Consider the following 11,871-nt stretch of genomic DNA (forward strand, 5'->3'; position numbering starts at 1 on the left):
GGTTAGGGCTCATGGAACGTCTCGAGGTCAGTTTCGTCTCAGGGGGCCAGCAGTGCGCCGCCTGGCTGTATCCTCCCGCAGGCGTCCCCAAGCCCCGCCCGCTCGTGGTGATGGGGCACGGTCTGGGGGGCACGCGGGACATGGGGCTCGACAGGTACGCCCGCCGATTCGCCGCCGCCGGGATGGGCGTGCTGGTGTTCGACTACCGGCACTTCGGCGCCAGCGAGGGCGACCCGCGGCAACTGCTGCACATCGGTAAGCAGCGCGAGGATTGGCGCGCGGCCATCGCCTTCGCCCGCACCCTGCGCGGCATCGACAAGACCCGGATCGCCCTGTGGGGCACATCCTTCGGCGCGGGTCACGTGCTCACCGTGGCCCCCGAGGACGACTACATCGCCGCCGTGGTGGCGCAGGTGCCGTTCACCAGCGGCTGGGCGTCGGCGTGGGCCAAAGGGCCGACGAGCCTGACCAAGGTCGCCACCATCGCCGCCACCGATCTGGTGATCGGGTCGCTGCGCCGCAAACCGGTCCGGATCCGGCTGGCCGGGCGCAAACGCGCCGCCGCGCTGATGAGCGCCCCCGACGTACCGGAGGGCTACGGCAGGCTCGCCGAGGAGAGCGCGACCTACGAACCGAAAGTGGCCGCCCGGGTGGCTTTCTCCGCGCTGTTCGACGCACCGGGCAAGCACGCCAAGGAGTTGAAGATGCCGGTGTTCTACGCGATCGCCGACAACGATTCCGTGGCCCCGGTCGAACCGGCGCTCAAAGCCGCGGAGCGCACCAAACACGCGGTGGTCAAACGGTATCCGGTGGGGCATTTCGAGGTCTATTTCGACGACGTCTTCGAACAGGCCGTCTACGACCAGACCGAATTCCTGGTCTCGGTGTTGCGGCCGTGAATTCCGGCCCGCCCCGCACTCAACGCGGGGCGGCGTCCGGGTCGTCGTCCCAGTCGTCCCGGGGCGGCAGAAACGGCTCCTGGTCGGGCGGCAGGCCCTGCTCGATCCGGCGCCCGCGGGCCAATTCGGCATCGAATTCCGCACCGAGCAGGACCGCGACGTTCGATATCCACACCCAGACCAGGAACACCGCGAGACCGCCGAGTGAGCCGTACACCTTGTTGTAGGAACCGAAATTCGCGACGTAGAAGGCGAAACCGGCCGAGGCGAGCACCCACACCAGCACGGCCAGCACACTGCCCGGACTCAACCACCGGAAGCCGGGCTGGCGCGCGTTCGGCGCCACCCAGTACAGCAGCGCGAAGGCGAGGCTGACCAGTACGGCCAGCACCGGCCACTTCGCCACCTCCCACACCGCGACCGCGGTCGGTCCCAGGCCGAGCCAGTCACCGGCCCGGCGCGCGACGCCGCCGGTGGCCACCACGCCCACGGCGGTCACCGCGATCAGCACCACCATCGCCGCGGTGAGACCGACCCGCACCGGCACCGTCTTCCACAGCGGGCGCCCCTCCTCCACCTCGTAGATGGCGTTGGCGGCGCGCATGAACGCCCCGATGTAGCCCGAGGCCGTCCACAACGCCGTCGCCACGCCGAACAGCGCCATCGGCCCGGCCAGGCTGCTCGCGCCGCGCAACTCCCCGATGGCGTCGACGAGCAGCTGGGTACCGCTGCCCGGACCGATCTCGCGGATGCTCGTCACCAGTTCGTCGGTGGCCGTGGGGCTGAGCGCGCCGAGCAGTGCGGTGAGCACGATGATGCCCGGAAAGACCGACAGGACACTGTAATAGGTGAGCGCCGCGGCCCAGTCGGTGACGTTGTCGGCGCGGAACTCGGTCACCGTGCGCCGCAACACGCCCCACCAGGATCGCCAGTTCAGCCGCGCGGGCCCGCCGGACCAGTCCAGCGCGGGACCATGCCGCACCGCCGTCTCGGAACTCATCAGACACTCACCTCCGACATCGCGGGCGGCATACCCGGGTCGCACCGTGCCAAACCGGAACAGCGGTCCGGACAAACCAATTCGCCCCCGCACCGGACGGCACAGGGGCGAATCGGGGGGGACGGTCAGGCCGTGCGGAAGCCCGCGCCGACGCCGCCGATGGCGTCCACGGCGGTGAGGATCACCTCGATCGGCGCGAAATAGGCGGGCGAGTGAATGGGGTTGGCGGAGCTGCTGCACGGCAGATCGAAGCGGATGCCCGAGATGCCGGTGACCCGGCCCTGGTTCATCCCGACCAGCCGGTCACCGACGGTCACCGGGCCACCCGAATCGCCCGGCTTCGAGCAGGCCTGGTTGAGCGTGACGGTCTCGTCCAGATTTCCCCACACCACCCCGCAACCGGATCCGCTGGTGCGGCCGTTCGAACACACCGTCGTGCCCGGCGTCGGCGTCGCGCCCAGGCCGTTGATGGTGGTCGGGCCGACCGTGCGCACCGGCGTCACCTTCGCCGGATCGAACTGCAACACAGCGAAATCCAAGCCCTCCCCGTTGTCGGAGTAGGCGACCACACCGACGACACCCGCGTCCAGCGCCGACTCCGCCGCCAGCCGGGCCCCGGTGGGGGCGCAGTGCCCGGCGGTGAGACCGACCAACCGGTTCGCGTTGTCGTAGCCGATCGCCGTCAGCGAGCACGCCGAATTGTTCTCGAAGATCAGTCCCGAGCCGCCGCCCAGCACCGCTCCCCCCGGTGCGGCCTGCGCCGCCCCCGTGACGGCCGTGCCCACACCCGCGACGACGGCCGCCGCGGCCGCCATCCACCTCAACCTCACAGCAGTTACTCCCTCTCGAATACCCAAGACCGCACGCGGATTCGTCCCGCCACGCGGACAACGGCGCCGCTGCCGGTCCACGCTCGCGACAACCTTCGCATGCGGGCGGCGCCATGGATACCCATTTGCCCGAACCCGGCCGCTCCGGGGCCGGCCGGGGCCGGTCAGGCCAGATAGGAGGTGTCGTTGACCAGGCGCACGGACGAGCCGCCGTCCGGATAGAACTCCGCGATCGACAGCGAGGCCAGATCCAGGTGCAGCCGGTAGAGCAGCGACGGGCCGACCCCGAGCGCGAGCTGCAACAACGTCTTGATCGGCGTCACGTGACTGACCACCACCAGGTTGCGTCCCGGATACAAGGCGACCAGATCGCGCCGCGCCGCCTCCACCCGGGCCCGCACCTGATCGAAACTCTCGCCGCCCGGGGCGGGCACCGACGGATCGCCCAGCCACGCGGCATGCAGTTCGGGGTCGCGCTCGGCGGCCTCACGGAAGGTGAGGCCCTCCCATTCGCCGAAATCGGTCTCGATCAACCCGTCGTCGGTCTGCACGTCGACGCCGAGCGCGGCGGCCGCGGCCTCGGCGGTCTGCCGGGCGCGGCCGAGCGGCGAGGTGATCACCGCGGCGATCCCGCCCTTGGCGGCCAGCATCTTCGCCGCGCGGGCCGCCTGCTCGCGACCCAGCTCGGTCAACGGCGGATTGCCGCGACCGGAGTAACGGCGCTGCACGGACAGCTCGGTCTGACCGTGCCGCAGCAGCAGCAGGCGGGTCGGACGCCCGGTGGCGCCGGTCCAGCCGGGGGCCGGGTCGGCGGGGGTGTCGGGGAGCACGCGGGTGTCGGCAGTTCCGCTGTCCGGAAGGGCGGCCGCGCCCTCGCCGGTCGCCGCCGGACCAGGACGTGCGGCTCCACGGTGCGCGCCGAGATCGGTGGGCGCGTGGCCCGCGTCGCGGGCGGTGCGCACCTCCTCGACCACGGCCGCGTCGTCCATCGCCTCGTTCGCCAAGCGGTCGGCGTGTGCGTTCTGCGCGCGCGGGATCCAGGTGAAGGTGACCGCGTCGAACCCGGCCACCAACCGTCGGGCGCGATCGGCCAGCGGGATCATCGCCGCGTGCTTGACCTTCCAGCGGCCCGACATCTGCTCGACCACCAGCTTGGAGTCCATCCGCACGTCCACCGTGCGCGCGCCAAGCTCGGCAGCCGCCTCCAGCCCGGCGATCAGCCCGCGGTACTCGGCGACATTGTTCGTCGCGATGCCGACACTCTCACGCCGCTCGGCCAGCACCGCCACATGGTCGGCGTCGAACACCACCGCGCCGTACCCGGCAGGCCCCGGATTGCCTCGCGACCCGCCGTCGGCCTCGACGATCACCTTCGGGTAGGACATGGCCTCACAAACCGGATTCCTTGGTACGCACCAGGATCGCGCCGCACTCCGGGCAGCGCACGACCTCGTCCGCCGCGGTCTTGGCGATGCGCGCGATCTCGCCGCGATCCAACTCGATCCGGCACGCGCCGCACCGGCGCGCCTGCAGCAGCGCCGCCCCCACCCCGCGCTGCGCGCGCTGCCGGTCGTAGATGGCCAACAGCTCGTCGGGGAACAACCCCACCAGTTCGCCGCGATCGTTCTCGCACCGGGCCTGCGCCACGTCCAGGTCGGCCAGCGCCTCGTCACGCTGCCGCTGCGCGTCGGCCAGCTCCTGCTCGGTCCTGGTCAGCTGCGCACCGGCATGATCGTGATCCGACGCCGAGGCCTCCCGCCGCTCCATCACCTCGAGCAGTTCGTCCTCGAGCACCCCGCGCCGCCGCTCCAGGCTGCCCAGCTCGTGCTGGATCTCCGACAGCTGCTTGGCACCCACCGACCCCGAGGTCAGCATCCCCCGGTCGCGCTCCTCACGCTTGCGGACCGCCTCGATCTCGCCCTCCAGCTTCTTGATGTCGCGGTCCAGATCGTCGAGCACGATCTCCACCTTCACCGCGGCATCCTTGTGCTCGTTGCGCCGCGCCTCCAGCCGCGCCACCTCCTGCTGCTCCGGCAGCACCGTGCGCCGGTGCGCGATCCGCGTCAGTTCGGCGTCGACAGCCGCGAGCTGAAGCAGCTTGGCCTGGATCGATGGTTCGACATTCAACGGGGGCGAACTCCTGCACACTATGGACGGATGCGGCCACCGGCCACCCCGGCAACCAAGCCTCGAGCGTACCCCGCAGGCCGCCGCCTCCCCCGCGAACCCGGACCACGCGCCCTTCGCCACCCGTTTCCCACCCGAACAGCGGAACCGATCAGCCCCCGCCCGCGTCCTATAGTTACGCCGAGAGTTAGGCCGACAGTCCCGACGCCGCCAGGGGGAACCATGCGAATCGCCCATCGATCGCGCGTCGCGTCGTTTGCGGTGATCGCAGCCGCGGTCGCTGTCACCGCCTGTGGGACGACCGTCGATGGAACGCCGACGGAGTCGGCAGCAAAGCCCAGCGATGTGCAGTTCAATCCCTGCACGGACATCTCCGACGACGTCCTTCGCGGCACTGGTGTCGATCCCGCATCGAAGGACGTGGTAACTGACGCCGCAGGCCCCTCGGCATGGCGAATCTGCTCATGGGACGCGATCGACCTGCCCTATTACCTGGTCGTCGCATCGAGTATCAATACCGTCGCAGACGTCAGGAACAATGACAAAGAAACCGGATTCCGCGAGGTGGCCATCGGTCCCCGGACGGGTCTTGTGCACCAGGACAAGTCGGACACGAAAGGCACCGATTGCCGCGTGGCAATCCCCGCGGAGCAAGGAATGTTCGTTATCAGTGCTTCATGGAGGACGTCGAAGACCATCACTCGTGATCGGTGCGAACTGGCGATCGGCCACGCTAAAGACCTCGAGCCGCATCTGCCGGACTGATCGATCGGTAACGACGGCAGAGCTCGACTGGACAGGGGCAGTTCGTGGCGGACGACACACAAACGCAGCAGGTCACGTGGACGCAGTTGAAAGAGCAAGCAGTCTCCGGTGAACTGCGGATGGATCCCGATCTCGGGGCAGCACTGCACCAGCGCTGCGAAGCCTTACTGGGCGAACTCGATGCCCTCACCAGAAGCGCCAAACAACTCGCATATCTGTCCGGCTACGGCGGTCTTCCTTCAGCGCTCGACCTGAAGGTGAAGTTCGAGAAAAAGGCTGACGGCGGTGGTCAGCACGACGCCGACGACTCGGCGGTCAGACGGTTGGAGCAGCACATCGAAATCGTCAAATTGATGAGGGACACCTACGCCGCCGCGATCGGCAAACTCCAGCAGACCGATCAATCCGCGGCAGGCGAGATGAATGCGCACACCGAGGGGGTCGGCTGATGGTTGCGGGGCTGGACATCGTCAAGGCGGCGCTGGCCGGGCAGCCGGTTCTGGCCGGGGGCGTGGACGGGCACCAGAAGTCGGCGGAGAACAACGCACGGGACGAGATCAACGCGGGGGCGGACGGCTGGCATGGATAAATACGGCCACCGACCACCCCGACAACCAAGCCTCGAGCGTACCCCGGCACATGCCCCCGCCCCGTCAACCCGGACCACACGCCCCCACAATAGTGGAACCGATCGGCCCCCGACCACGTCCTAAAGTTACGCCGAGAGTTAGGCCGACAGTCCCGACGCCGCCAGGGGGAACCATGCGCACCGCCGTAGTCCTACGCGCCACCATCGCCGCCGTCGGGGTTGTGGGGGTGATGGGGTGTGGAGCGACCGTCGATGGAGCGGCGACGACCGCCGGTGACAGCTCCGGCAACGTCACATTCAATCCGTGTACGGATCTCCCGGACGACGTTCTCCGGAGCACCGGCGTCGACCCGTCGACGAAGCGAGTCACCACCGACGCGGCCGGCTCGTCGTCCTGGCGAATCTGCAACTGGGAAGCGATCGACCTGCCTTACTACCTCTCGGTCGCGTCGACCAGCCATACGCAGGAAGAGTCGCGCAACAATCCCAAATTGACCGGATTCCGTGACATCACGATCGGCCCGCGCCAGGCTCTGATTTACCAGGACAAGGTCGATTCCCGCGGCAACATCTGCTACGTGAGCCTTCCCGCGGCCCAGGGGATGTTCGAGGTGGCTGCCTCCTGGCGGGCGTCCCAGCCCATCACGGCAAACCGGTGCGAATTGGCTGTCGAACACGCCAAAGACCTCGAGCCGGTTCTTCCGAAATAACCGGGAGTGCTTCGGACTCACGCTGACGAAGTACCGGGAGGAATCGATGGCTGACGGCGCACGGGACGAGATCATCGCGGGGGCGGACGGCTGGCATGGATAGATACGGCCACCGACGACCCCGGCAACCAAGCCTCGAGCGTACCCCGGCGCATGCCCCCGCCCCGTCAACCCGGACCACATGTCCTCCCCCCAACAGTGGAACCGATCGCCCGCCGACCACGTCCTAAAGTTGCGCCGAGAGTTAGGCCGACAGTCCCGACGCCGCCAGGGGGAACCATGCGAATCGCCGTAGTCCTACGCGCCATCATCGCCGCCGTGGGGGTCGTCGGGGTCGTGGGGTGTGGAACGACCGTCGACGGAGCGGCGACGACACCGACAATTGCCGGTGAATCTGACGGGGCGGAGCTATTCAACCCCTGTTCGGAGGTGCCGGACGAGTGGCTACGGGAAACCGGCCTCGACCCGGCCACGAAGACCGTGACGACAGACCCGCAAGGGGAATCCATGTGGCGGATATGCGGCTGGTACGCAGTGGACGGGCCTTACCGGGTCGACATCATTTCGACCAGCCATACGCAAGCCGAGTCCAGGGCGAACGCGAAGCTGACCGGTTTCCAGGAAGTTGCGCTCGGGTCGAGGTCGGGCCTGATCTACAAGGACAAGTCCGACGAGCTCGAACTGAGCTGCTACGTCAGCTTGCCCGCGCAACAGGGCATGTTCGAGATCGCTGTCGGCTGGCGAGCCTCACAACCTGTCACAGCAGACCGTTGCGAACTCGCGGTGGAACATGCCAAAGACCTCGAACCCCACCTTCCCCGATGACGGCGGCACGACGGTGCAGGACCGAGATCGTGAACGGGAGGCCCGATGAAGTGGACGCATCGGTTCATACAGGCCATCCGCCCCCGCGTTGATCTCGGCCTGCTCGACACCGTGCTGATCGCCCTTGCCGTTCACCGCCTCGGCCACCCCGGCAACGAAGCCTCGGGCGTACCCGGGCCCGCCCCCGCCCCGCGAACCCGGACCACACGCCTCATCCACCCACTTGCTGCGCCGTTCCGGTGGAACCGATCGACCGTCCAGCGCGTCCTATAGTTACGCCGAGAGTTAGGCCGACAGTCCCGACGCCGCCAGGGGGAACCATGCGAATCGCCGTAGTCCTACGCGCCATCGTCGCCGCCGTGGGGGTTGTGGTGGTGGTGGGGTGCGGATCCACGGTGGACGGCGCACCGACGACCACCGGCATGGAAACAGGCGACGTGGCGTTCAATCCGTGCACGGACCTCTCCGGTGAGGTCTTGACGGCAACCGGCGTCGACCCGAACACAAAGCACGTGACTACCGACCCCGCCGGGGCGTCCGCATGGCGTATCTGCTCCTGGGATGCGATATCGCTTCCGTACATGCTGGTCGTCGCCTCCAGCACGCACACGGTCGACGAGCTCCGCTCGAACCCGAAGGAGACCGGGTTGCGAGACGTCACCATCGGCACGCGCACCGGCGTCGTCCACCACGACGTGACCGATCCGGAAGTCGAAGTCTGCCGGGTCGCGCTACCCGCGCAGCAAGGGATGTTCGTCATCAGCGCCGCCTGGCGGGCTTCGCAGCCGATCACCGCAGACCGGTGCGACCTCGCCGTCAAACACGCACGGGACCTCAACGATCACCTGCCGAAATGATGCCGTACGGATCACGGCCCGGTGGCACAGCGCTTTGAACGGGGGACCCATGTCCGATGACCCACAGAACCAGATGCGTCAGTGGCAGCAGTTGAAAGAACAGGCGGTCCACGGCGGACTCCAGATGGACGGAGCCATAGGCGGGGCGTTGCTGCAGCGATGCGAAACTCTTCTCTTGGAGCTGGACGTGCTGAAGCAACAGGCGGGAGATCTCGCCTACCTTTCGGGATACGGTGGCCTTCCCTCGGCGCTCGACTTGCAGAACAAGTTCCAGGCGAAGGCCAGTGGCGGTGCCCCCCATGATCCGAACGACTCCGCTGTCGCCCGGCTCCAGCAGCACATCGAAGTCGTCAAGCTCATGAGGGATACCTACTCCGCCGCGATCGGGCAACTCCAACAGACCGATCAATCCGCGGCAAGTCGAATGAATGCGCACACCGAGGGGGTCGGCTGATGGTTGCCGGACTGGATGTGGTCAAGGTCGCGCTGACAGCAATGGGGCAGCCGCTGCTCGCCGCGGGTGTGGACGGGCATCAGAGGTCGGCGGAGAACAACGCCCGGGACGAGTCGTTGCGGGAGGACGGGGCGAAGTTCTGGGAGGGGGATCGGCAGCATATTCAGAACGAGTGGGGGCAGCTGTCGAGCCAGTACAACAATCCGGCGCCGCAGGCGATCATCAACCCGGAGTCGTTCGAGACGTGGACGCATCAGCAGATCTGGGAGGCGTTGAACGGCAAGGGCGATCAGCGCGGTGTCGAGCAGGCCGAGATCAACGCGGGAGCGGACGGCTGGCGGCGGTTGTGCGAGCAGGCGACGCTCGCGATCGACACGTTCGAGAACGGGGTCGAGGAGGACATCGAGCGGCTGTGGAAGGGCCGAGCCTCCAACGCCGCGATGGACGCCACCCTCTCCTATGCGAAGGATTTCCGTCAGCTCACTGTCGGGTTCCAGCAGGTCGCCAACGGCATCGACCTGATCCAGGGCTATCTCGACCAGGCGAAGCGGTCGGTGGCGCCGCCGGAGGAGGTGAGCTGGGTCGACGAGTTCCTCGGGCACATTCCCGGCAACGGGGTGTTGAAGCTGGGCCAGCATCGCGCGAACGAGGCGACCGCGCATGCGCAGGAGGTCATGAAGGTCTATCAGCAGGGCGCGGAGACGGTCGACAAGCAGACGCCGATCCTGCCGGAGCCGACGAATCCGGTGAGCAATCCGGGTACGCCACCCGGTGGTGGCGGCAGTGGCACGCCGGGCGGGAATCCCGGTGCCGGAACCCCCGGCACGAATCCGGCGGGCACGAATCCGAGCGGGAATCCGAACACCCCGGCGGCGCAGGATCCTTCGAGCCGGAACGATCCCACCGCGGGCGACGACCCGGCCGACGACTCGCCGTACGAGGACCCGCAGGGTACGAATCCGCAGAGCAGCGAGCCGCAGAGTACAGTGCCGCAGAGCACGGTCCCCTCGGCCGCCCCGCCGGGCTCGTCGCTGTCGGATCCGTCGGGCAGGCCGAATTCGAGCACTCCGAGCCTCGGTTCGCCCGGTCTCGGAGCTCCCGGCCTCGGTTCGCCCGGCGCGACGCCGAGCCCGGGGTCGAGTGTGCCGGGTGCGAAGACCGCCCAGCCCACCGGCCTCGGCGCCGCGGCGACGCGCGCCGCCACGGGTGCCGCCGGGCGCGCTGGCATGCCGGGTATGGGCGCGATGGGTGCGGGTGCGGGGCGCCGCGGCGACGAGGACGAGAGCGAACACAAGATCCCGGACTACCTGGTGCAGGACCGCACCACCGAATTGCTGGGCGAGCAGCCGCGCGTCCTACCGCCGGGCGGGGTCATCGGCGGATGAGCGAATTACGGTGGCAGCTGGACGGTCTCGCGTTCACGATCGCGCTGGAACTGCTGGGCCGCGACCGGCTGCCGTATCCGCTGAGTTACCGGCCGCCGTTCCTCGAGCATCGCGACGACTATCGGCGGCTGCGCGCGCAGACGGCGCGGCGGCTGTCGGAGGTGTTCGACGAGCGGTTGCACCGGGCGTTGACGGTGCTGCTCGAACCGCAGGTCCGCATCGAGGTGCACGGGTTCGCGGGGCCGGATCTGCGGCAGGTGGTGCGGCTGCACGTCGGTATCGCCGATCAGGTCGCGACGGTGGCGGTGCAGCAACCGGGGCCGGATCGCGAGCACGGCCGTGACGTCGTGCTGACCATGTGTTACGCGCACACCGTGGCCACCGAGGTGGTCGCCCGGCTCCCGCGCAGCCGGGGCGGCGGGCACGCGCCGTTCACCGGGCGCCGCTCGGAGCTGGAACGACCGGTGTATTCGCGGCATCCGACGCGCCTGAACCCGGTGGAGGAGCTGAACCGCTTCTTCCGCAGGCCGCGCAGCAGCGCGGGCGAGATCACCGTCTACCCGGGCATCGCCTACGACGCCCGTCCCACCGACGACGGGCACGCCTTCATCTGGCTGGACTATCCCGACGACGGCCGCTACGTGCTGGTCAACCACAACGCCGACGACTTCTCGGTGACACCCGCGCCGGTGGCGGAGATCGTGCGCCAGGTGCAGCATCGCATCGACACCGTGCAGCGGCTGCGCGCGCCCGCCTGGTGACTCAGGTGTTCACCGGCCGGGTCTTGATGGCGTCGCGGGAGATGTAGACGTCGTATTCGCCGGGGGTGGCGATGACGGCGTTGCCGTAGGCGGAGCGCACGAACGGGTCGGTCCACCAGGCGCCGTCGCGCATGTCCTCGAAGAAGTCGCGGTCCTCCCCGTCGAGGAAGATGTGGTTCTGGGTGGTGGCGACACCGTCGAGGCGCTGGCCGTAGAGCCGGGTCAACTTGTAGCCGGAATGGAAGCCCAGGGCGTTGACCCACGGTTCGAGTTCGACGATGTTGGCTTGCAGCACCCACAGATCGCCCTGGACCCGGAACGTCTCGCGGCGTTCGGGGGTGTCCTCGTCACCGTAGAGGGTGAGGTCGACCTCGAGCTGATGGTCTGCTCCGTCCACCGGTGTCACCACCGCGTGCGCGGCCTTGATCTCGCCGGTGAGTCCGAGGTAGGTCTGCAGGACGGTCGCGAACCACAGCAACAGCACCGCCACCACGAGCAGCACCAGCCCGCCTGCGCCGCGCGCAAGCAGCACGCGCGGGCCCACCGCGCGCACCTTCAGCACGGCCGAGATCACCATGGCCACCGCGACGAGGATCAGCAGGATCAACCCGATCTGCGCGATCCCGAAATCCACCGGGAAGTTCATGGGCTAGTTGTACCCGCTTCGCG

At 68.4% G+C, this 11,871-nt stretch carries 15 protein-coding genes; 10 read left to right on the plus strand and 5 right to left on the minus strand.

The features are described 5' to 3' along the window. The first annotated feature begins 11 nt into the window (after positions 1-11). Positions 12-899, plus strand: coding sequence for an alpha/beta hydrolase (locus AMO33_RS12285; RefSeq protein WP_060592679.1), 888 nt, complete (start codon positions 12-14; stop codon positions 897-899). Between the two features lie 19 nt (positions 900-918). Here the strand turns inward: AMO33_RS12285 and AMO33_RS12290 are convergent, their stop codons facing one another. The 4 genes from AMO33_RS12290 to AMO33_RS12305 all read right to left on the minus strand — a co-directional run bounded on the left by AMO33_RS12290 (position 919) and on the right by AMO33_RS12305 (position 4,856). Continuing rightward, positions 919-1,899 (minus strand): YihY/virulence factor BrkB family protein, encoded by a 981-nt coding sequence (locus AMO33_RS12290; RefSeq protein ID WP_060592680.1) that lies wholly within the window; start codon positions 1,897-1,899, stop codon positions 919-921. 125 nt (positions 1,900-2,024) lie between these two features. Continuing rightward, the gene (locus tag AMO33_RS12295; RefSeq protein ID WP_011208172.1) at positions 2,025-2,714 is read right to left on the minus strand and encodes a chymotrypsin family serine protease; all 690 of its coding nucleotides are present in this window, start codon (positions 2,712-2,714) and stop codon (positions 2,025-2,027) included. A 179-nt stretch (positions 2,715-2,893) separates the two neighbouring features. Beyond that, positions 2,894-4,114 (minus strand): bifunctional RNase H/acid phosphatase, encoded by a 1,221-nt coding sequence (locus tag AMO33_RS12300; RefSeq protein WP_060592681.1) that lies wholly within the window; start codon positions 4,112-4,114, stop codon positions 2,894-2,896. Between the two features lie 4 nt (positions 4,115-4,118). Next, the gene (locus AMO33_RS12305; protein ID WP_060592682.1) at positions 4,119-4,856 is read right to left on the minus strand and encodes a zinc ribbon domain-containing protein; all 738 of its coding nucleotides are present in this window, start codon (positions 4,854-4,856) and stop codon (positions 4,119-4,121) included. Positions 4,857-5,078: 222 nt separating this feature from the next. On the opposite strand from AMO33_RS12305, the gene AMO33_RS30325 reads away from it, so the two are divergent. From AMO33_RS30325 to AMO33_RS12340, 9 genes are all read left to right on the plus strand, one after another. After that, a complete protein-coding gene (locus tag AMO33_RS30325) occupies positions 5,079-5,621 on the plus strand; it encodes a DUF3558 domain-containing protein (protein WP_076574112.1) in 543 nt (180 codons plus the stop codon). A gap of 44 nt (positions 5,622-5,665) precedes the next feature. Then, positions 5,666-6,070, plus strand: coding sequence for a hypothetical protein (locus AMO33_RS12310; protein ID WP_060592683.1), 405 nt, complete (start codon positions 5,666-5,668; stop codon positions 6,068-6,070). Further along, on the plus strand, positions 6,070-6,210 hold the full coding sequence (locus AMO33_RS31460) for a hypothetical protein (protein ID WP_159005457.1): 141 nt from the start codon (positions 6,070-6,072) through the stop codon (positions 6,208-6,210). Before AMO33_RS12310 ends, AMO33_RS31460 begins: the two co-directional genes overlap by 1 nt. 173 nt (positions 6,211-6,383) lie before the next feature. After that, the gene (locus tag AMO33_RS12315; protein WP_060592684.1) at positions 6,384-6,920 is read left to right on the plus strand and encodes a DUF3558 domain-containing protein; all 537 of its coding nucleotides are present in this window, start codon (positions 6,384-6,386) and stop codon (positions 6,918-6,920) included. 279 nt (positions 6,921-7,199) lie between these two features. Next, on the plus strand, positions 7,200-7,745 hold the full coding sequence (locus AMO33_RS12320) for a DUF3558 domain-containing protein (protein ID WP_060592685.1): 546 nt from the start codon (positions 7,200-7,202) through the stop codon (positions 7,743-7,745). Between the two features lie 320 nt (positions 7,746-8,065). Beyond that, on the plus strand, positions 8,066-8,602 hold the full coding sequence (locus tag AMO33_RS12325; protein WP_060592686.1) for a DUF3558 domain-containing protein: 537 nt from the start codon (positions 8,066-8,068) through the stop codon (positions 8,600-8,602). A 49-nt stretch (positions 8,603-8,651) separates the two neighbouring features. Continuing rightward, on the plus strand, positions 8,652-9,056 hold the full coding sequence (locus AMO33_RS12330) for a hypothetical protein (RefSeq protein ID WP_060592687.1): 405 nt from the start codon (positions 8,652-8,654) through the stop codon (positions 9,054-9,056). Further along, positions 9,056-10,441 carry a hypothetical protein gene (locus tag AMO33_RS12335; RefSeq protein ID WP_060592688.1) on the plus strand — a complete coding sequence of 462 codons (1,386 nt, stop codon included), beginning with the start codon at positions 9,056-9,058 and terminating at the stop codon, positions 10,439-10,441. The genes AMO33_RS12330 and AMO33_RS12335 overlap by 1 nt, the downstream gene beginning before the upstream one ends. Then, positions 10,438-11,202, plus strand: coding sequence for an ESX secretion-associated protein EspG (locus AMO33_RS12340; RefSeq protein WP_060592689.1), 765 nt, complete (start codon positions 10,438-10,440; stop codon positions 11,200-11,202). Before AMO33_RS12335 ends, AMO33_RS12340 begins: the two co-directional genes overlap by 4 nt. Position 11,203: 1 nt before the next feature. On the opposite strand, the gene AMO33_RS12345 is transcribed toward AMO33_RS12340, so the two are convergent. Further along, the gene (locus AMO33_RS12345) at positions 11,204-11,848 is read right to left on the minus strand and encodes a hypothetical protein (protein WP_060592690.1); all 645 of its coding nucleotides are present in this window, start codon (positions 11,846-11,848) and stop codon (positions 11,204-11,206) included. Positions 11,849-11,871: the final 23 nt, after the last annotated feature.

Origin of the sequence: Nocardia farcinica (assembly GCF_001182745.1) — a bacterium.
GTDB lineage: Bacteria > Actinomycetota > Actinomycetes > Mycobacteriales > Mycobacteriaceae > Nocardia > Nocardia farcinica.